16 protein-coding genes are annotated in these 21,898 nt (G+C 49.1%); 14 read left to right on the top strand and 2 right to left on the bottom strand.

The window, feature by feature from the left end; all coding sequences use genetic code 11:
• The first annotated feature begins 139 nt into the window (after nt 1-139).
• Together Q365_RS0102350 and Q365_RS0102345 are read left to right on the top strand one after the other, a co-directional pair.
• On the top strand, nt 140-3,148 hold the full coding sequence (locus tag Q365_RS0102350) for a PAS domain S-box protein (protein WP_245621473.1): 3,009 nt from the start codon (nt 140-142) through the stop codon (nt 3,146-3,148).
• Between the two features lie 114 nt (nt 3,149-3,262).
• Nucleotides 3,263-4,693: a sigma-54-dependent transcriptional regulator gene (locus tag Q365_RS0102345; protein WP_028021832.1), complete on the top strand. Its 1,431-nt coding sequence runs from the start codon at nt 3,263-3,265 to the stop codon at nt 4,691-4,693.
• A gap of 121 nt (nt 4,694-4,814) precedes the next feature.
• Here Q365_RS0102345 and Q365_RS0102340 read toward each other — a convergent pair whose 3' ends face one another.
• On the bottom strand, nt 4,815-5,759 hold the full coding sequence (locus tag Q365_RS0102340) for an NAD-dependent epimerase/dehydratase family protein (protein WP_028021831.1): 945 nt from the start codon (nt 5,757-5,759) through the stop codon (nt 4,815-4,817).
• Between the two features lie 427 nt (nt 5,760-6,186).
• Here Q365_RS0102340 and Q365_RS0102330 point away from each other — a divergent pair, with 427 nt between their 5' ends.
• From Q365_RS0102330 to Q365_RS0102280, 11 genes are all read left to right on the top strand, one after another.
• Nucleotides 6,187-7,203 (top strand): glycosyltransferase family 4 protein, encoded by a 1,017-nt coding sequence (locus tag Q365_RS0102330; RefSeq protein WP_028021829.1) that lies wholly within the window; start codon nt 6,187-6,189, stop codon nt 7,201-7,203.
• Between the two features lie 199 nt (nt 7,204-7,402).
• On the top strand, nt 7,403-8,659 hold the full coding sequence (locus Q365_RS0102325; protein ID WP_028021828.1) for a glycosyltransferase: 1,257 nt from the start codon (nt 7,403-7,405) through the stop codon (nt 8,657-8,659).
• The gene (locus tag Q365_RS0102320; RefSeq protein WP_028021827.1) at nt 8,656-9,798 is read left to right on the top strand and encodes a glycosyltransferase family 4 protein; all 1,143 of its coding nucleotides are present in this window, start codon (nt 8,656-8,658) and stop codon (nt 9,796-9,798) included. Before Q365_RS0102325 ends, Q365_RS0102320 begins: the two co-directional genes overlap by 4 nt.
• A complete protein-coding gene (locus Q365_RS0102315; protein ID WP_028021826.1) occupies nt 9,795-11,219 on the top strand; it encodes a lipopolysaccharide biosynthesis protein in 1,425 nt (474 codons plus the stop codon). Before Q365_RS0102320 ends, Q365_RS0102315 begins: the two co-directional genes overlap by 4 nt.
• Before the next feature lie 266 nt (nt 11,220-11,485).
• Nucleotides 11,486-12,208 carry an acyltransferase gene (locus Q365_RS0102310; RefSeq protein ID WP_028021825.1) on the top strand — a complete coding sequence of 241 codons (723 nt, stop codon included), beginning with the start codon at nt 11,486-11,488 and terminating at the stop codon, nt 12,206-12,208.
• Nucleotides 12,205-13,353: a glycosyltransferase gene (locus Q365_RS0102305; RefSeq protein WP_028021824.1), complete on the top strand. Its 1,149-nt coding sequence runs from the start codon at nt 12,205-12,207 to the stop codon at nt 13,351-13,353. Before Q365_RS0102310 ends, Q365_RS0102305 begins: the two co-directional genes overlap by 4 nt.
• The gene (locus Q365_RS0102300; protein ID WP_028021823.1) at nt 13,350-14,843 is read left to right on the top strand and encodes a GumC family protein; all 1,494 of its coding nucleotides are present in this window, start codon (nt 13,350-13,352) and stop codon (nt 14,841-14,843) included. The genes Q365_RS0102305 and Q365_RS0102300 overlap by 4 nt, the downstream gene beginning before the upstream one ends.
• 37 nt (nt 14,844-14,880) lie before the next feature.
• Entirely contained in the window at nt 14,881-17,241 is a 2,361-nt protein-coding gene (locus Q365_RS0102295; RefSeq protein ID WP_028021822.1) for a hypothetical protein, read from the top strand.
• A 155-nt stretch (nt 17,242-17,396) separates the two neighbouring features.
• Nucleotides 17,397-18,479, top strand: coding sequence for a glycosyltransferase (locus Q365_RS0102290; RefSeq protein WP_028021821.1), 1,083 nt, complete (start codon nt 17,397-17,399; stop codon nt 18,477-18,479).
• Nucleotides 18,469-19,695, top strand: coding sequence for a glycosyltransferase family 2 protein (locus Q365_RS0102285; protein WP_028021820.1), 1,227 nt, complete (start codon nt 18,469-18,471; stop codon nt 19,693-19,695). The genes Q365_RS0102290 and Q365_RS0102285 overlap by 11 nt, the downstream gene beginning before the upstream one ends.
• On the top strand, nt 19,692-20,351 hold the full coding sequence (locus Q365_RS0102280; protein ID WP_051563711.1) for a sugar transferase: 660 nt from the start codon (nt 19,692-19,694) through the stop codon (nt 20,349-20,351). The genes Q365_RS0102285 and Q365_RS0102280 overlap by 4 nt, the downstream gene beginning before the upstream one ends.
• A 121-nt stretch (nt 20,352-20,472) precedes the next feature.
• On the opposite strand, the gene Q365_RS0102275 is transcribed toward Q365_RS0102280, so the two are convergent.
• Nucleotides 20,473-20,898, bottom strand: coding sequence for a DUF4399 domain-containing protein (locus Q365_RS0102275; protein ID WP_028021818.1), 426 nt, complete (start codon nt 20,896-20,898; stop codon nt 20,473-20,475).
• A 573-nt stretch (nt 20,899-21,471) separates the two neighbouring features.
• Between Q365_RS0102275 and Q365_RS0102265 the strand changes: the two genes are divergently transcribed.
• Entirely contained in the window at nt 21,472-21,897 is a 426-nt protein-coding gene (locus tag Q365_RS0102265) for a YeeE/YedE family protein (protein ID WP_028021817.1), read from the top strand.
• Nucleotide 21,898: the final 1 nt, after the last annotated feature.

The following is a 21,898-nucleotide window of genomic DNA, read 5'->3' as shown; positions in this document are numbered from 1 at the left end:
CTCTATAACGCACGGTTTCAAAATTGATACATAAGTTTCAACTACTAAGCATCAATAAGGGGGCGCTCTGAACATCAGTATTAAAGCGGTTTTTATCACCGTAGCCGCGTTGACCCTGACGCTCATGGCGCTGACCTTGATGTCTTTTTTTCATCACCATGAGTCCAATACGAACCTGCCCGGCGAACACATACAACGCATCGCAAATCTGACGTCGATCGTGTCACTAGAATATGTAGTGAATGATGACATCGACGAATTGAAAGCCTTCACAGACCAAATTGTTGAGCAAGAAAAGTTCGCCTTTCTTAGCATTGAGCGCAATGGCAGCGTGCTGGCTCATAGTCAATTGCAGAGCAATTTCTCCGGAGAAATTGCTACGAAGAGTGCACCTATCGGTGATGCAACCAACCCTTCAGGGTGGGTCGTTATCGGTTTTGATAACAATATCTCACGCTCTGATGAAATCTTCACTGAACACGTACTGCATTGGGGTGTCATGTCGGTCGGTGTTCTGTGTATTATTTCCACTTATATCATGGTGATGGCAGTAACAGGTCCGCTTCGTAGGTTACAAAGTGTCAATTCGCCAGACACACCTATTTCTCGCTTTAAATTGTTCTATCAAGATGATATTGAAGCCACTGTCCAAATGGTTGATTCAATGCGTCACAAGCTTGATGCGAGTTACAATCAATTGAATGATTCACTTAAACACCAAAAATATTCTTACAGTGAAGCGCGTCAGATCGAAGAAAAAAACGCCGCCATCTATAATGCGTCTCACGATGCCATCATCGTCGCCAATGACAACGATATCATCATCGAATTCAGCCCCGTCGCTGAACAAATTTTTGGTTGGGAGCGCCACGAGGTCGTCGGCAAAGCGATGGCTGATACTATTGTTCCTGCTCGCCTTCGCGAAGCTCACATCAAGGGAATGCGTCACTTCCTTTCTACTGGCGAGGGCCCCGTTCTTAATCAACGAATAGAGCTGAGTGCCATTCGGCGTAGCGGCCGTGAGTTTCCTATCGAGATTTCAATTTCGCCAGCAAAAACCGCACAAGGACACATTTTTGTTTCTTACATTCGCGATATCACTCAACAACTGAAAGACCAGACAGAGCTCAAAATTGCAGCCCATGCCTTTGAGTCATCAGAGGCGATGTTCATTTCGGACAGCCACGGCCATATTATCCAAACCAACCCGGCTTTTACTCAAGTCACAGGGTTTTCTGATATTGAAGTTCAAGGCGAAAAACCACGTTCACTGACCACCAATCCTCAAGATGCTGCGTTTCATAAAAACATCTGGCGTAAACTGTTAGCGAATGGTATTTGGCAAGGAGAACTGACATTTCGACACAAAGAAGGTCGTTCAATTCCTGTCCGAATCAGCATTACTGCCGTAAAAAATGAAAGCGAACAGTTAACCCATTATGTGGCGCATTTCTTCGACTTAACCGAGCAAAAACACACTGAACAGATCATCTTAGAATCCCAGCAGAGTGCGGAAAGTGCCAACAAAGCCAAAAGCCAATTTTTGGCGGCCATGAGTCATGAAATTCGCACTCCCATGAACGGAGTACTCGGTGTTCTTGGCCTGTTAAAAGAGACGCCGCTAGGCGATCAGCAACAGAAGCTGGTGCAAACGGCGCGAGAATCCGGTGAACTGCTCCTTGCCATCATTAATGATATTCTCGACTTTTCAAAGATGGAGGCGGGCAAGTTATCGTTAGAAAAACATCCTTTTGATATGTACGACCTCTTCCACCAAACGGTCGATATCATGCGTCCTCAGGCACAGAAAAAGAACTTGCGTTTAACGGCGAAAATCTCTGACAGTGTGCCAAAGTTTTTGAACGGCGATGGCGACAGAATTCGTCAATTGTTGCTTAACCTACTTTCCAATGCCGTCAAATACACAAAAAAAGGCTCTGTCACTGTATCGCTAACCAGCAACCACCAAAGTTCTAGGTATCACCAATTGCAAATCGACGTGGTTGATACTGGCGTCGGTATTGATAGTAGTCATATCCCCATTCTCTTCAACGAATTCACCATGGCTGAAAGCAGTTATGATCGTGGCCACGAAGGCAGCGGTTTGGGTCTAGCCATCTGCAAACAAATCGTCAATTTGATGGACGGCGAAATCTCTGTCGTGAGTGAAGTGGGCAAAGGGTCAGTGTTTAGTGCCGTGCTCAACATAGACACAGCCTCTCAAGATGACAGCATCGTCCATTCGCCAGAGCCTCCAGCAACCCAAGTCGATATCGCGACAGATATTCGGATTTTGATGGCTGAGGATAACCCTGCCAACCAAGTCGTATTACGCACCATGCTCGAATTCTCTGGCTTGTCCGTTGATATTGTCAGTAATGGCCAAGAAGCGGTGGAAGCCGTTTCTAGTATTCCCTATGACATTGTATTAATGGATATATCCATGCCAGAAATGGATGGAATGGAAGCCACCCGACGCATTCGCGCCCTCGACAGCGACGCCAAGAATGTGGTGATCGTGGCTCTTACCGCCCATGCGATCCGAGGTGACAAAGAGAATTTCATGGAAGTTGGCATGGATGATTTCGTCTCCAAGCCTTTCACTCGTCAATCGATTTTAGACTGCCTCTCCCGTTGGCAGCCCAAAGGCCCCCTCCGAGAAGCACAACACTCATTGGCAGGCGATGTTGACATCAATCTCACTGACAGCGGCTTTTCACTTCAGGAGAATCAACACCAATCATCAGAAGCACCGACTGTCAGTGCCACTCATGACAGGGTCGACGAAGCCACTCTAGTTCAACTGGTGAAAGACACGTCAGCGGAGGTTACTCCTCAGCTCATTTCTTTCTATATTGGTGATGCTCAACAACGTGTTGAAAAAGTCAAAAATGCCGCCGCAACGCAGGACTACTACACCCTGGAATTTGAAGCGCATACATTAGGCAGCAGTGCCGCTTCTCACGGTAACAGTTTGTTGAGTAGCCTTTGCCGAGATATCGAAAAGCATTGCCTAAATCAGCATTACGACACGGCAGTAGAGGTCGCTGAATTACTGACGGCAGAAGCAACCCGCTCCCTAACTGAATTGGAACAACGTGTACAACAAGGATTTTCAGCTGACGCCATGCTCAAAGCCAAGAAATAATCCGATGGAAAAATGAATCTGTCATACACTTAAATCAATATTTAACAGAACGTTACGTCTCCTTTACCCGTTAAATGGGTTGACGCAGGCAGACAGCAAAGGGGATTTTTCCACATGAAGCAAACGTATCGCGTGCTCATCATTGAGGATTCGGAGCCACTTGCGAATCTGTACATGCAGTACCTTTCCGATGAGCCTATAGAACTGACCTGTTTAGAAACCGGCCAAGCGGCACTCGACTACCTTCAAAACGTGACACCACACCTCATCTTGTTGGACTTGAAGCTGCCTGATATGTCTGGTGAAAAGATCCTTCAGTGGATTAATGAACAGGGACTGCCTTGCTCAGTCGTTGTGGTAACCAGTCATGGTTCGGTGGATAAAGCCGTGGACTTAATGCGCCAAGGCGCAGAAGATTTTCTCGAAAAACCCGTCAGTGCTGAACGCCTCAAAACCACAATACGCAACCAGCTTGAGCGAACCCGTTTGAAAGGTCTGGTTGACGACATTCAAAGCAGTTTCGAGCGCAATGCTTACCAAGGCTTCATTGGCTCCAGCCTCCCTATGCAGAACGTGTATCGTATTATCGACGCGGCTGCGCCCAGCAAAGCGACCGTGTTTATTACGGGGGAAAGCGGCACAGGGAAAGAAGTCTGCGCGGAAGCCATTCATCATCAAAGTCCGCGAACCAAAGCCCCTTTTGTCGCGCTTAACTGCGGTGCTATCCCCCATGATTTAATGGAGAGTGAAATATTCGGCCACGTCAAAGGCGCGTTTACCGGCGCCAGTAACGAGCGAAAAGGGGCGGCAACTCAAGCTGATGGCGGTACTCTGTTCCTTGATGAAATTTGCGAAATGGATTTAGAACTTCAAAAGAAACTGCTGCGCTTTATCCAAACCGGCCGCTTCCAAAAAGTCGGCGCGAGCAAAGAAGAAAGCGTTGATATTCGGTTTTTGTGCGCCACCAACAGAGACCCGCTCCAAGAAGTCTCTGCGGGACGCTTTCGCGAAGATCTTTATTACAGGCTGCATGTGGTGCCCTTAAGCATGCCGCCGTTACGCGATCGCGGTGATGACATTTTGGCGATTGCTACTCACTTCCTCAAAACCTATGCACAAGAGGAAGGGAAAGCATTTTCCCGTTTCACGCCCGAAGCTGAGGTGGTGCTCCGACACTACCCTTGGCCGGGAAACGTTCGCCAATTGCAGAATGTCATTCGCAATGTCGTGGTCCTCAATGATGGCGATGCTGTGAGCATTAAGCAGCTCCCACCTCCTCTCAATGACACACTTAGCGATCAAGAGATCAAATCCTTAGCTCAGGTATCCATACCCGAGCCTACCTATAGCAGCACGACGGATGAGCCCAATGACATGTCACCGTTGAATGACGAAATTCGTCCCTTGTGCGACCTAGAGCGCGAAGCCATTCAACGTGCCATCGCACATTGTGATGGCAATGTGCTAAAAGCCGCCGTTCTGCTGCAAATCAGCCCTTCAACGCTCTATCGTAAGAAACAAGCGTGGGAAACAGACGAAGCCTAAGCACTGGCATCACCAAGTTCTGACCTACAAACGTTTGATGAATTTCATGTTCAAAACACAAAACGCCGCTTACTCAGCGGCGTTTTTCGGTCATACAAGAGAAGCAGCTAGTTACATAAAACTAACCCGCTGAGCGCTGCGAATTACTGCCATTGGCGAGGAAACTCAGTAGCTCTCGAAGTCCTTGGGTCACCGATGTCTGCGCCACAATGCTAAGCTCTTTAGCCCCTCGGGCTGGGCTACCTATCGACGTACGAATGTCACCACGACGTGCAGGCACATAGTTCATCCCTACTGATGACCCCGTTAAAGACATCAATATGGTCGCTAATTGATTAACCGACAGCGCTTCACCGCGACACACATTAAAGACTTCTGGCGTTACAGACACATCTTTCATAGCAGCTCTTAAAAAGCGAACCACATCAGCCACGTAGATAAAATCACGGGTTTGCTCGCCATCACCGTAAATTGTCAGCGGTTCTTTACCCAGCACTTTATCTGCGAAAATCGAAATCACACCAGAGTATGGCGATTTAGGATCTTGGCGAGGGCCAAAGACATTAAAGAAACGCAGTCCCGTGGTCGGCACACCATGAACAACAGACGCAACCCGTGCGTGCAACTCTGAACCGAGCTTATCCGCGCCGTACGCGGTCAGTGGGCGAAGCACTGCACGCTCTGCTAATGGCATGTCTGCATTGTCTCCATAAACCGCAGCAGACGATGCATAGACCACAGGCGTTTTCGCTGCCCTCGCGGCTTCAAATGCACGAATGCTGCCCGTGAGATTCACTTCGTGGGTTTCCACCCATTGCTGGTTGGATCGTTCAACCGAAGCAATTGCCGCTAAGTGAAAACAGCCATCGACTTCTTTCATGGCGTCTTCAAGCACGCCGGGCTGACAGATATCGGCCACACGCAGTTCACAATGACGGGGCACATTTTCACGAGCGCCCGTCGAGAGATCATCCACCACACGGACATGATGACCATCAGCCAAGAGTGACTCAACAAGGTGTGATCCAATAAAGCCACAGCCTCCAGTAACTAAATAACTCGCCATGCTTGCCTCTATCAATAAATGAGATAACTGTCAGACCCACTGCAAAGTGTTTGCCAAGTTTTGTCTCGTCGACATTACCCCTCATTGCTTACCTGTGATCATTTCGGGCTTTAGCCCTTTAAACATCTCGTCTCTGACAACTTTCGACTCTCTGAAAATAGGCGAATAAACAAGCGTTTCTTTACAACTCGGTTTAGGGTGACGCACAGAAAACCGGAGACAGATGTACAAACACCTGACTCTCTTCGTCAATTTGACATGCGCTTTGACAGAAAAGGAATGCTCGGCTGTCATTTTGATTTTCTCAACCACCCTCCTTTCGTACAAATCACGCTGTGAGCGTCTACAATTCAATGAGTTACCTTTCTGGCACTAACCTTGCTGTTGATTGGAGTCTTGAATATTGAATGTAGAAAAAGGTGACGACATGACGACAAAGAAGAAAAAAATCTGGCTCGTATTAGATAGCCGAGGATTCGGCGGTATAGAATCACATGTCGAACAGCTAGCCGTGGGTTTAAGCAATGCGCGAACAGATGTCACTGTCGTCTTCCTCAACCAATATGGTGATCATCCAGTACACAAACGCCTCCTCTATAGCGGTCTAAATTGCAGACAGCTTGATGGTCGTCTCGTCTCGCTATGGCAAGCCATTCGCAAAGACATGCCGGATGTCATTCATACGCATGGTTACAAAGCAGGCATTCTCGCTCGCCCCATTGCCAAGATGATGGGGATCACCTGCGCAAGTACTTTCCACAGCGGAGAAGCGAAAGAAGGGAAAATCAAAATGTATGACTGGGTTGACCGTCACACAGCCTTTCTTGCCAATCAAGTGTATGCCGTCAGCACCCCGGTATTAGAGTCGCTGCCTTGTGCGGCCAAGCTCGCCAACAATTTCGTAAACATTGACGATTCTGTGGCATCTACCGGCGATCAAATCGCATTTGTTGGGCGACTCAGCAAAGAAAAAGCACCCGAGCGCTTTGTAAACCTCGCCAAACGCTTCCCACACCTTGAGTTCCACATTTATGGCGATGGGCCAATGCGAAAATCCCTCGAGAAAAACGCCCCTGAGAATCTCACATTCCATGGCGCGCAAAGCGATATGCGACGAATTTGGAATCACATTGGCTTACTCGTGATCCCTTCTCGCGCAGAAGGGCTACCTATGTCGTCATTGGAAGCAATGGCAAGAGGTATACCTGTCGCTGCTTTTAATGTGGGCGCACTAGATCAACTCATAGAGCACAATCACAATGGCTGGCTATTGAAGCAAGGCGACATGAATGGCTTGGTTGATGCCGTCCTTGATTGGCATAACAGCGATATCGTGAAAAGAGCAGAGTTGCGCATGCGCGCAATCAATACCATCAAAAAAGACTATTCTGCCGAAGCCGTTGTCCCTCAATTGCTCAAAGCCTACGCCACCGCCGCCAAGTGATCCTCAACGTGACTCTCAAAATGAGAGAAACCCATTTATCCGCGATGCCCAGCATCGCGGATTTTCTTTTATTTCAGCAATAACAATTAGTTAAAAAGTTGGTTCAATCTTTGCAGTCAATAACAATAAGTACTCATTACTCTCCCGGTTGAACAAAGAAGCCGACGAGAAACACACTGTCCACCTAGAGGAAATAACAATGAAGAACAACCCTCAGGTACTACCCGCACCTCAAAAAGTCTTATTCGTACATTACGGTGACAACTGGATCCGTGGAAGCGAACGTTGCCTCATTGATTTAATGACGCATCTAGACAAATCAAAATTCGAACCCGTCCTTTGGTGCAACAGTGATGTGCTAGCCAACGAGACGCGCCAGTTGAACATTCCTGTTTATGTCAGCAACTTCACGTTGCTGCTAGGAGAAAGCGCTCCGAAGTGGGATATCGTTGGTTACGGCAAGCTGGTCAACCAAGGACTGGACATTGTTGACGAACACAAGATCAACGTCATTCATTCCAACAGTGGCGCCCCTTCACAATGGCTGAACATTGTATCGCGTGCTCGCAAACTGCCACTTGTGCTGCACCTGCACTCTCGCTATCCACTTCGCGACCGAATTACGTTGGGCTTACACCATGCCAGCATGGCTGTGGGCGTTAGCCAACCTGTTGTTGACCAATTGCTAACCGATGGCGCTGCGCCAACGCGTTGTAAAGTGATCCCTAACGGCATCGACACTGAAGCGCTACTCAATCAACCCGTTGAAGATATTCGCAAATCACTAGGCCTGCCGAGTGATGCGTTCGTCGCAGTCAGTGTTTGCTCGCTTATCCATCGTAAAGGCGTCGACTTGCTGATCGAAGCGTGCAAACAGCTGCGTGAACTGCGCTTGCCCATTCACTTAGTCGTGATTGGTGAGGGGCCAGAACGTGAAGCATTACAAAACCAAATTGATGAGGCACATCTGAGCGACTTCGTCCATTTGGTGGGAGAGAAGCACAATGTGGTGGGCATCATGCGTGGTGGAGCAGACCTATGTGTTTCCGGTGCACGAGAAGAGGTATTTGGTCTCACATTGGCGGAAGCTGGGTTAGCGGGTCTTCCTGTTATCGCGCCTCGAGTGGGCGGTATTCCGAGCGTGATTAGTCATCTTAAAACAGGGCTTCTCGTCCCAACGGAAAATGCACACGCCATGGCGCAAGCCATATATCACTTATTCGTTAACCAAGAGCAGCGTTTGCAACTTGGTCAGCAAGGTCAACAACATGTCAAAGAACACTTCACTATCGCGACACACACTCGCGCCTTTGAAGCGCTCTATCAAGGGCTGATCAATAACCCAGCAATGAACACGAACTGGATCAGCCACTGGCAGTTTGTGCCACCGGTCAAAGCGTCATTCCGCTTTGTGAAAAACTATCGTAAACCCCAAACACAGGAGGCGGCAGTATGAGCAAACTAAAACACATTCTCGTACTCGACCCCATTGCGTTCTCTGGCGGTTCAAAGGTATCAACCAAGCATGTTCTCACCCAGCTTGAAGACAAAAACGTGCGTGTCTCTGTGTTAACCGCAGACACCAAAACATGGCGTCATACTCAGGCATTTACCAAAGCATTATGGATGCCGGAAGCGCTTGAGAAAGCCGAACAAGGCGCGGCCTATTTTGCTCGCCATGTGTTGATTGCCTTGCAGTTGCTATGGTTTCGACTTTTTATCGGCCGCATTGACACCGCCCTTGCTGCCTCAGGCCCAGGCGTCGATCTCGGTTTGTATTTCGCCAAGCTGATTCTGGGCTACCGATTGGTACAGATGATTCATGGCCCTGTTGCCAAATCACGAACCATTGGCCGTTGTTTGCTACGTGCCGATAACGTGTTCTACCTCGAGTCCACCAGTGATTCTCTTTGCACCGCGCTCAGTGCTGCAGGCTGTCACTGCACCTTGTCAGAGCTAACGCACTTTCAAACCTTTAATAATGGGCTGCCAAAAAGCACATGGCCAAGCCAGTGCCAATACGATAATGCCGTTGTATTTTGGGCGGCTTCGTTACTGAAATGGAAAGGACTAGATACCTTGATGGATGCCTTGCAACGCATTCATTCCTCTCAGCGCGTCGACACCCATGTGTGTTTTATTCGCCCTGAACAAACCACATTGCCGACTAGCGAGGCACCTCAAGATGTAATGAGCGTGTCATGGCATGAAGCCCCTGAAAATTTGGACGAGATTCGCTCTCAATCCAACATATTTGTGTCCACCAGCGTGAAAGAACCCTTTGGGTTATCCATACTTGAAGCAATGGCGGCTGGTATGTGCGTCATTATCCCTAAAGACGGTGCTTATTGGGACAGCCAACTCACGCACGGAGTGAACTGCCTGAAGTATCAAGCAGGTGATATCACTGCGTTGGCAATGTCTCTGCAAACTGCACAAAGCGATATGCGTTCACTCAAACGTATAGGGAAAGCTGCTGGCGTGGTTGCACAACAGTATCGCGCTGAGATTTGCTTTAGGGACATCTGTGAAGCATTGGCCACCAATGCACAACCAAAAGCGTCGGCACAGACGCGTCACGAGGTACAAGGATGAAACCACTTACGCCCGTTATGAAACAAACTCTGCTTTATGGCAGCAGTATGGCGTTGATGAAAGGTATCTCGTTACTGATGTTACCGTTCATCACCCATCAACTGCCTCAAGCTGAATTCGGGCTATTGGAAATCATCAGCAGTATCGCTGCATTGGGCAGTATTCTTGTGGGACTCGGGCTAGAAGATGCGTTGTATCGTTTTGTCGGGGGCAGTAAGAACCAAGGCGAACGCTTAACCATGGCCGCCAGAATATTTACGCTTACTCTGATCACCTGCGCAGTGATCATTCCTTTGGGTTGGATAGGTGCATCACTGATAGACAGCGAGATGCCCGGGGGACTGACTACCTATCAATTACGTTTAGTGCTACTCATGTTGGCGCTAGAAGGCTGTATTGCTGTCCCTCTTGGTTGGCTCAGAATGCAAAACCGCGCGATGGCTTTCTTCTCAGCCGCCGTTGGACGCGCGCTATTTCACGCAACGCTGACCGTCATCATGTTGCTCAACGGCCGCGGTATCGATGGTATTTTGGAAGCGGGTGTTATCGCTGCCATTGCTCAAGCCTTGATCCTCACCATTGTGCAAATCAAAGAGACAGGATTGTCGTTTTCCCGCCCCGTGACGACACAGGCCCTGATTTATAGCATGCCCATCATGGCGAGCGGCATCATGGCATTTACCCTTAACGGCCTTGATCGCTGGGTGCTTGCTGACGTGAGTTCATTGGAAGAGCTAGCACAATTCGGTGTCGCCGCGAAGTTTGGCCTCGCCGTTGTATTACTGCTCCAGCCCTTTGGCATGTGGTGGATGCCGAAGCGTTTCGATGTGCTCTATGGGGAAAATGGCAGTGAGAGAGCCACTAAATTTACGGGTTACGGATTGGTCGCCGTGATGCTTATTGCCGTCAGTGTCGCGTTCGCCGCGCCACTCGCCATCGCATGGCTCCTGCCCGCAAGTTACTTGCTTGCAGCGCAATTTATTGCCTTTCTTGTCGCGGCCGCTTTATTCAAAGAAATGGCGGAATTGGTCAACCTTGGCAGCTTTGCGGGCGACACCACCTACGCACAAATGGGTATTAACGCCGTCGCGGCAGTCGTCGCGGTCACCACGTTATGGTGGTGGGGTCATGAGTTCGGCGTATTCGGCGTGTTGATGGCGCTGGTATTTACACAGTGCCTTCGCTTCGTGCTCTTCTACGTCATCAGCCAATCTCTATACCGCTTACCCTACCCTGTCTACTCGCTGCTCTTTTTTGGAATGCTGTGTTTTGTCTGGCTAGCAATCTCTCACTACGACTGGTCGCAAACAGCCAGAATTATCCTTTTATTTGCCGCGCCGCTGAGCCTCACGCTTATCAGCCAGAAAATGGGGTTATTGCCAAAAGGTTCATTTAAACCGTTTGCAGGACAAGCAGCCTAGACAAGTTTGGTGGCCCATCATCATTTCTCCATGTCCATTCTTGCTCCCCTCAGCCAGATCTTTAGGCAAGGGGCTGGATTCTGCAACGTGAGATCATTTACGTGTCGGGTGTGTTTCTTTTTGACATTCAAAATGACAAAGCCAACATACCGCACCAGCTCAAAATCACTATATTATTGATAAATCGAAATAAAATAAGTTGGCTCGCTTCGTGCTTAATCCTTAGTTAGACCGTCACCGATAGCGGAATGGCAAGGAGCACGACAATGAATATGCAAACGACCCGACATTGGTTAAAGCACAGCCCAAGCCCAGTTGCTCGAGGCTTATTCCGAACCCTCAAAGCCGTTATTCATTTTAGTATTCCTGCACCCAGACTGCTGGTTGTGCCGCTCTATCACCTCACGCGTTTGATTCAGAATTTGTGGGAAAGCGCCGCTCGTTCACTGTGGTGGACACCAGTATTTAAAGGACGTCTCCAACACGTTGGCAAAAATCTATTTCTTTATGGGGGAATGCCCTTTGTCAGTGGCCCTCTGGTCATTTCACTCGGTGATCATTGTCGCATGTCGGGACAAACGACGTTCTCAGGTCGCGTTTATGGACACGATCAACCACAATTACTCATAGGCAACAATATTGATATAGGTTGGCAAACAACCATTGCTGTCGGACGGAAGGTCGTGATTGGCGACAATGTCCGCATTGCAGGCCGTGCCTTTTTAGCTGGATACCCAGGACACCCTATGAATGCAGAGGCTCGCGCAGCGGGATTACCGGAACTCGACAGCCAAGTGGGTGACATTATCCTTGAACCCGATGTTTGGCTCGCGACTGGCGTATCCGTGATGGCTGGCGTCACTATTGGCCACGGAACCATTGTCGCAGCAGGCAGTGTTGTCACATCAGATCTACCACCGAATGTGGTCGCCGGTGGAGTACCCGCAAAAGTACTGCGCACTTTGACCGACGAGGAGATGGCTAGATGAAACGGGATCTGATTGTTTTCGGAGAAGATTGGGGCGGATTGCCGTCTAGCACTCAACATTTGATTTGTCGTCTTTCACAAGATCGTAAAGTGGTATGGGTCAACTCAATTGGTTTGCGTCGCCCGACATTCACCTTGAATGACTGCAAGCGAGCGTGGCACAAACTCACTGCGAGCGGTCAATCATCGAACGGCTCTCCCGTTGATGCTTCACACCAATCCCAAAAAACAACTCAACCTGAAAACCTAACCGTGGTTAATCCTTCTACCCTGCCAGCTCCGCGCTCCACATGGGGACGCAAACTGGCGGCGAGTATGCTGCGCAAACAGCTTGTTCCCATTATCGAACACGCAAAATTGTATAACCCGATAATGTGGACCTCGCTTCCTACCGCAGTTGATGTATCCGACCAACTAGGCGCATCGTCACTGGTTTACTACTGTGGTGACGACTTTTCATCGTTAGCGGGCGTTGACCACAACACGGTAGCCCAACGTGAGAAGGATTTGGTGCAAAAAGCCGATCTTATTCTGGCCGCGAGCGAGACGCTCTATACGCGCTTTTCGAATAGGCACACCAAGCTGCTTCCGCACGGTGTCGACTATGATTTGTTTTCGACGCCGGCTCAGCGCGCGCAAGATCTCCCTGACAACGGAAAACCAACCGCTGGATTTTATGGTTCCTTGTCCGACTGGCTTGACTATGACTTGCTGAACCAAACCATACTTTCTATGCCCGAATGGAACTTCGTGTTCATCGGTAAGCCCTGTGATGCCGCGCTGTCACTCAAGCAGCACGCCAACGTCACCTTGCTGGGTCCTAAGCCCCATCATGAGCTTCCTGGCTACAGCCAGCATTGGTCAGCCAGCTTGTTGCCCTTCGTTGATAACGCCCAAATTAGAGCCTGCAACCCGTTAAAGCTTCGCGAATACCTCGCCGCAGGTAGACCAGTGATCAGTACGCCGTTTCCAGCAGTCGACGAATATAGAAGTTATGTGTCCGTGGTGCATACCGCCAGTGAAATGGCAGAAGCACTGAACACCGCAGCCAATACAAAGCCCAATCCTCAACAGCAAACCGCCGTCAGCATGCATACGTGGGATGCACGAGCAAAAACACTCAACGCTTGGTTGGATGTACTATGAACACACTCACGTATAAGTTGCTGATCTTACTTGATGGCGCGTGGCGTCGTCGCTACGTCATTATGATGCCCATTATCATTTTCCCGTTAATGGGCACGGCCATTGGGCTGATCACACCCAAAAAGTACAATTCCCACACAACTATGCTGGTCCAAGAAACCTCTAAAATGAACCCGTTTCTTGAAGACTTATCCGTTTCCTCACAAATGAAAGAGCGCTTTAGTGGCCTACAAACGCTGCTGCATAGCCGACACATTCTGGGGAAAGTGGCGCTCGATCAAGGGATGATTGACGCAGATTCTGACCCAGCAACGGTTGATGAAACCATTGCGAAGTTGTCCTACGGGCTAACCATGTCGACGATCGGTAAAGACGTTATTCGCATTGAATACCGCTCATCAACACCGGCAGGCATGAAAGAAACCCTGCAGATAGTCAGCGACCACGTGATTGAAGAATTGCTCGCGCCAGAACGTTCTTCGATGAAAGATTCCAGCGAATTCCTTTCTGAGCACATTACTTACCGCCGAGAAGAACTCGACAAAGCGGAAGCCGCCCTTTCGGACTTTCGCAGCAAGCACGCAGACGGTTTACCCGAGCTTCAATTGGCGAACTACGCCCGTATTGAGCAGCTAAAGCAGCGCCTATCGGAAAAACAAGCCGAAATGGCAGGCGCAAGACGAAGCCTTGGTGGCCTTGATGAGCAACTATCCAGTACCAACCCCGTCATCGGCCGCATAGAAGATCAAATCGTCCAACATCGCAGTGAATTGGCCATGCTCAAATCACGCTACACAGACAAACACAGCCTGGTACAAGGCGCATTGAGGAACTTACGTCGTCTTGAAGAGCAACGTACTCAACTTCTTTCCTCGACACAGCAACCGGTGGATACCGATAAACTTTGGGATATTGCCAGCAGCGCCGTGATTGATTCGAGCACCGAGTCACAGCCATTGTTGATCTCACAGTTGGAAAACCTTCAGCTCGCCAGAAGCAAGGTCGAGACCTTAGATGAAGAAACCATCAGCTTAAAAAACATGATTGCCACCTTGGAAGTGAAAACCAACCAATCTGGCGAAAAAGAGCAGAAGATTCGCAAGTTAGAACGAGACCTTGAAGTGAAGCGTCAACTGTTTCAAGAATTACTCGAACGCCATGAAATGGCGCGCCTTACCAGTTCGCTCGGTGTCTTCGAGCAAGATAAGCGTATCAAAATCATCGACCGACCCTATTCACCGGGTGTCCCGAGTAACCTTCCTCTGCTGGTCTTCACCATTGCAGGCCTAATTGGCGGCATATTCTTGGGGTGTGGCATGGCAGTGATACTAGAGCTGACAGATACCACTATCCGCCGGATTTCCACCCTGGAAGCAATAACAGGAACCCCCGTACTTACTCGTGTTCCGAGAATCGTTGCTGAGTTCCCGCCCTTGCCTAACAACGCCGGTACGCCGCCATCAAGCGGGAAAATCATCGACATCAATTAAACCCACGAAAACACACAAGTATGAATGAGGCGAGACGATGAAATATTGGCTACTTTCACTCACGCTTATGGTCTGCACGCCTGCGCTTGCCGATCTCAGGTTAGACAAACAGGATTTATCGCAGGTCTCTCAAACCAGCATGCTCATGGTGTCTGGCAATAATCTATCTTCGGACGATGTCATCGTGGTGGTACGTGCTGATGATAGCGTCAACCCAGGTTACTCCGATCGCGCCAACATAGAACGCGTGATCCCCAAAGGCAGCTTTGAATTGCAGATCTCCTTTGCAAGCCTTCGCACCCCCAGCGGAAGGCAACTTGATCTCAGCGCACTAGAGCAAATCATCATTTTTGCTGGCAGCACACCACGCGGGTTTGCACTGTCAGAAGCGCGAGTAGAAACACCAAAACCGTTAGGAAAAAACGTATATGCATGGGATCTGGGGCCAGAAGGCAGCGCCATATGGCCCGGATTTCAGCCACTCACCGTCAAATCAGGCCTACTCACGGGTCGCGGGTTGAATGCGATCGATCGCGGTGCTCGCGCTCAAGCGGTTGACGCGTTAACCATCGATGGTATCCGTGGGATTGAAACCGCCGCCTTACCGTTGCCTGCGGGAGATTGGCAAATCACATTGTGGTTGCGTGATGCGGGAGAATGGGAGTACTTGCCTCACCCTCTAGAGCGAAAAATCACAGCCAATGGAACGTCAGTGTTCACTCAGCGCTTGTCACCCACCGAATGGATTGAGTCGGTTTATCTCGGTCGACAAAACACCGATATTTCTCCAAACAGTAGCAGTTGGGATCACTACGGCGAAAGAAAAAGTGACCGCGTCACTTTCAATGTCACGAGTGATGGTGGACCGGTGATATTAAGACTAAGTGGCGATTCAACCGATGCGCAGTTTTTGAGCGGCATTCTCGCCGTTCCCCAGAGTAATCCGCTGGTACTGAGCATGCTCACTCGCCAACGCAAAGCATGGTGGGAGAAAAGCTGGCCCATCGCCAATTGGAAAAAGTGGCCAACCGGGCAACCTCGTCTGAATACGGATAGCTCACCAGCGACCGCAGCGCCTGGCACATCTGCCGTTGTGCAGTTCATGTTTGAACAAGGCAACATTAAAGGGGCTCCTATGGTTATGCTGCGTCAGCCCTCACTGAATGGCATGACCATTCCATCTAACTGGCACTGGAGCCAATGGCAGTTAACGCGTACGCACCTGTCTTCTACCTTACTTGAAGCTAACGATGATTATCTGCGTCATGGACTCATGCCAGAAAACGAAGGCGTCGCCATGCCAAGAAAAATGGTGGTGCGTGTTGATGTACCAGAAGGCACACCGCCTGGCATATATCACGGCGAACTCTCAATCATCTTGCAAGGCAAGACTCTCAATACCGCTTTTTCTGTTGATGTGGTTAATGTGGCGCTACCTGACATGGCAAAACCTGTTGGGATTTATCTTGAACAACCCGTTCACTTTGGGTGGTTTAAAGATCTCGCCCCCTTGGGCCAGCAGGCCATGATGTGCGACCTGACCTTTTTGAGAAAACTAGGCTTAACGGGCATTTCTCCGCCCTACCCCACACCCAGCAATGACGATGCAAAAGCCGAGTTCGAGACGCTTTCCATCAAGCTCAATGAAATGGGTTTTCAGTCTGCCATGGCCTATGCACCTGCCAAAAGGCTCACCCAATCCTTAGGTGCAGGAAATGCGGCCAATGTGATTTCGCATATTGAGTCTCAACACAAAAGCAGGCTTCAGCCTTCGCCTTATTGGTCTATTGCCGATGAACCCAGCAACCCCGGCAATGTTGACCTGTTTAAAGACATGCATCGCCAGTTTTCCATGTTTGCACCTAGCGCCAAACTGGCAGGTCACCTCAACCATGACAAAGACAGAGAATACCTTTCAATGTTCGATTTGGTGCTGATCAACGACGGCTTTGGTATTGATAAAAACGAAATTCAGCAAGCACAAGGTGATGATCGTGAGGTTTGGTTATACAACTTACCCAACCCACGCGCAGCAGCAGGCTTTTACCTTTGGCAGTCTGATGCTGATGGATTTTTGAAATGGCACGGCCGCATGCCCACCGCCGACCCGTTCGACCCCACAGACGGACGCGAATATGACGTGCAGTTCCTTTACCCGTCTAACGACCCTTGCCCAGAAGAGCCTGACATTAACATAAGGCTTTACGACATCATGCAGGGCATAACGGATTACCGCTGGATACTGTGGCTAGAACGCCAAGCGCAATCCAACCCTCAAGCAAAGCAACTACTCACGCAACTTCAGCGCGAAGTCCCTACTACATGGAATGCCATGTTGGCAGTGACACCTCAACAACTTGAAATATGGCGACAGCAGATCATCACGTTGACACGCTAATCGTCAAAGCGACTCTCATAATGAGAAAGGTACGAAAGGCATATGAGTCCAATTTTAGGTTATCACTAAAAATCAGAGGGTTAAGTGCCAAATAAAACTTGGCACGCCTTCTGCAATACCCATAACAGTACTCAGTCACTTTCAACGAGGTTGTCATGAAGACCATTGTTCAAGTCGTACAGCATCTCAAACCAGGCGGACTCGAAGTCATGGCCTTAGAGTTGATGAAATTCTCGAACCACGGTCATGCAATGAAGATTGTCAGCCTAGAAGGTGATGCTGAAACGGCGATTGCTGCATGGCCTCGACTTCGTGAATTTGAAGATCAGTTGGTGTTTATGAACAAAGCACCCGAGTTTTCACTATCACCTGTTCTCGCACTGAAAAACATACTGACATCACTCAACGCCGATCTTATTCACACCCATCACATCGGCCCTTACTTCTACGGCGGTCTTGCTGCGTTTCTAAGCAAGATTCCACATGTCCACACCGAGCATGACGCATGGCATTACAGCAACAAACGCCACCAAGTGTTGCATCGCATCGTGTCTTTTTTTGGCAAACCCGTCTGCGTCGCAGATGCTGACATCGTCGCTCATGCGCTGTCTTCTTTGTCTGGTATGCAAGACGTTCTGGTTATCAAAAACGGTGTAGATACTTCTAAATACATCCCCGGCCACAAACCAACGGCACGCGCCGCCATGAAGCTACCTAATGCCATCAAGCTAGTGGGTGCCAGCGGACGACTTGAAGAAGTGAAAGGGCACTCGGTGTTGATTTCTGCCATGGCTGAATTACCTAACCATGTGCATCTGGTCATTGCGGGGTCGGGCTCGATGGAAGCTACATTGAAAGACCAAGCCAATCAGCTCAATCTTAGCGAGCGCGTTCATTTTCTCGGTCATGTTGAAAACATGCCGAAGTTCTATCAATCACTCGATCTATTCTGCCTCCCTTCTTTCAACGAAGGTTTCCCTCTCGCACCGTTAGAAGCGCAGGCATGTGGCATCCCGACAGCGGTCACCAATGTGGGTGGAGCCAGCGAAACACTGTGTCCAGAATCGGGATGTTTATTGAAGGCGGGGGATGCCAGTGACATGGCGGAAAAAATCATTCACTGCCTACACGGTGCCACCCCATCAAACCCTCGTGCTTTTGTTACGAATCACGCAGATATCCGCACCATGGCGAGTGCTTACGACTCTTTGACTGAGGGGCTTTGTCATGGCGCATGAAATCATATTCTGGCTAACCACCATCAGTATTATTTTGGTGATTTACCATCACGTGGGTTACCCACTGCTACTGAAAGTCTTGGTCCGTGATACGGCTTCGCAAAACACCGAGACGACCACTCCTGCTCGTGGCTACCAGAACAGTGTCGACGATATTGATTTGCCAACCATCAGCGTCCTGATGCCGGCTTACAATGAAGAAAAATGGATTGCCGATAAGATCCGTAACCTTGCTGCATTGGACTACCCAAGCAATAAAATCCATGTGGTACTTGCTTGCGACGGTTGCACGGATGAAACCGCTAACATTGCAAGACGCACCGCTGAAGAGGCACTCTGCAAACACCTTGATGTCACTGTGATTGAATACGCCGACAACGCGGGAAAAGTGGCGGTGATCAACAACACCATGCCTCACGTTCAAGGCGACATTGTGGCACTGAGCGATATTTCGGCTTTGATTTCAATCGATGCTTTCTACATCGCAGCGCATCACTTTAGCGATGAAAACGTTGGCGTACTTAACAGCCGCTACTGCTTAATCAAAGCAGAAGATGGCGAGCAGAAGTACTGGGATTACCAAACAAAGATCCAACGTAATGAAGCACAACTCGGTTCATCTCTGGGTGCTCACGGAGCGTTGTATTTCATTCGCCGCAAACTGTTCACACCACTGGCAGGCGACACCATCAATGACGATTTTGTTCTGCCGATGCAAATTGTGGAAAAAGGCTTTCGCGCTGATATTCACGACTCGATTCAAGCGGTCGAACTTGAGCCGACAAATACCGCGCAAGACTTTCGCCGTCGCCTTCGCATTGGCGCCGGTAACTATCAACAGCTCACAAGATTACTGCCTTTGCTCAACCCTCTTCGTGGTGGCGTCGCCTTCACATTTGCGTCGGGTAAAGGTCTGCGTGTGCTCATGCCATTTATTATGATCACCGCGTTATTAGGGAGCGCGTTCCTCGCGCCATCCAACAGCTTTTTTGCCTTGGCAGCCGCGGGGCAAACCACTATCTACGTAGCCATCGGGTTTTGCCGTATTGCTGGCTATAAACCAAAAAGCAGCATTGCAAAAGCTTTGTCATACTTAGTGACAGGTCACACGGCAAACCTAATAGGTACATTGCGTTACATAACAGGTTTGGAGACAGGACGATGGACGCGTGTCTCCGAGGAATCAAAGACTTATAATAAGGATAAATCACTATGAATATCAGCATGAACTTGAACGTAAACAGCGATATCAGCCCAGTAACGGCAAAAGCAAAACGTGGTTTTGATATTCTGTTTTCTCTGATTGGCCTCGGTCTGACACTGCCTTTGTTCCCTTTGATTGCTCTCGCCATCAAGCTCGACAGTCGTGGACCTGTATTCTTCAGCCAAATGCGCATTGGTCGCGCACTGCCTGATAAAAGTTTGCTGTTCCCGATGATCAAATTCCGCACCATGCGTACTGACGCCGAAAGCGTGACAGGCGCAACATGGGCAACCAAAACCGATCCTCGAGTCACCCGTGTTGGCCGTTTTCTAAGAAAAACCCGTTTGGATGAGATTCCACAGTTCATCAATGTTTTAGTTGGTGATATGTCAATTATTGGTCCGCGCCCAGAACGTCCTGGCTTCTACCAAAAATTAGAAAATGCGATCCCTTACTTCGCAGAACGTACTTATGGTGTTACTCCGGGGATCACAGGGCTCGCTCAGGTCAATCAAGGCTATGATACCTGCATTGATGATGTGCGTTCGAAAGTGGGATTCGATCATTCGTATGCGCTTTCATTAACTACGCCAATGAGCTGGTTGAAAATGGACCTGCATATTATGGTTCGTACCATCGTTGTCATGGTGTGCGGTCGCGGCCAATAGAGACCACTGAAAGCCCGAGCCAAGGCACAAGCAAGCCTCAACGTCTGATTTTAATATAAACGCCGTGCTCCCAATAGAGAGCACGGCGTTTTACTTTGATACGTTGATTGACGGTAATACGTTACTTTACGGTAATAGTGATTTTTTCCGACATCACGGGTTTGTCATGAGGAATATGCAAGTAATCCCCCAGCAATAACTGAAGCGTGTGCTTGCCCTTTGGTAGGGTCAACATCGTCTCAGTTTGCCCTCCTCCAAAGTGTCTAACATTGTCATTAGCAGGCAGGGGCAACGCGAAATCCGCTAATGAATCTACATCAATCAACAAGTGATGATGACCAGAGTTAGGCTGATTATTACCCGCAGGCGATACATCCATGCCTTTCAACCCAAATACCACTTTGAATGTTTCAGGTACGGTTTGACCATCCTGAGGCTCCACAAAATAGACTTCTGCATCGGCAGCTGACGGTGTGGCTGCCATTGATGAGAAAGGCAAGATAGACGCGGTCACTAACAATAGCGACGAAATCAGTGCGTGTTTCATAATATCCCCTCGAATTCAGCCTTGATGATGTAAACAAACGCGATAAACAAAAAAATGATGCCTTGTGCGTTGCGACGCATGTGTTCAGCATGACCGATGTTTCGAAAGAAAAAGTGTTCGGAAATGGGACATTGCAGAATTAGCCACCGTCGGTAGCCGGCTTTTTTGATTTCATTTAACGGGGGTTAGCATGTGTGACTTTCCACGCGCGCCCCCCGCCAATACGGGTTTTAGGCATAACTCACTCATCATTTCATTTGGCTTCCTTTCTTCCAAACATCTCAACCAGCTCAGCAAAGTCACCAATAAATTCTTGCATCCAAAAACGGCCTTTACTCGTCTCTATCACTCTCGTGTATCCAAAATAACCTAAAGAACATGAAATCAGTGGCTTAAAGACAAAGCCAGAACCAATCACAAGAACGCGGAGCCACCAAACATTAGCCTAAGTTAAATTAATATTTACTAAATTAGAATTGACTTAATTAAGGTGAATGATTAGATTTATTTTATGCAACGGCGTGGGCATTACCGTTAGCCCACACATTGGATTGAAGATAAACAGGAGTGTCTATGTCATTTGAAATTCCGTGGAATGCACTGTTGGGAGGTATGCTACTCGGCGTGTCTGCACTGACGTTATTCGCATTCAACGGTCGAATCGCCGGCATCAGCGGTATTGCGGGAGGGTTACTGAAGCCAAAATCGTCTGATGTTTTATGGCGTCTACTTTTCTTAGGCGGCATGGTCGGTGCAGGATTAGTGTCACCGCTCATTGGATTCAACTACCCCGACTTTTCCTCGCTTACGCCCAGCACGACGCCACTGATTGCGATCGGTGCAGGTTTGCTTGTTGGCATCGGTACTCGCCTAGCCAACGGTTGCACCAGCGGACACGGCATCTGTGGGATGGGTCGTTTGTCCAAACGTTCAATCGTCGCCACGCTCATATTTATGGGTTCCGCTTTCCTAACGGTCTTTGTGCGTCTTCACGCCTAGG

It is taken from the genome of Enterovibrio calviensis DSM 14347 (assembly GCF_000621165.1).
GTDB classification, from domain to species: domain Bacteria; phylum Pseudomonadota; class Gammaproteobacteria; order Enterobacterales; family Vibrionaceae; genus Enterovibrio; species Enterovibrio calviensis.
Note: the sequence above shows the minus strand (reverse complement) of the source record. Positions and strands in the feature narration are given on the sequence as shown.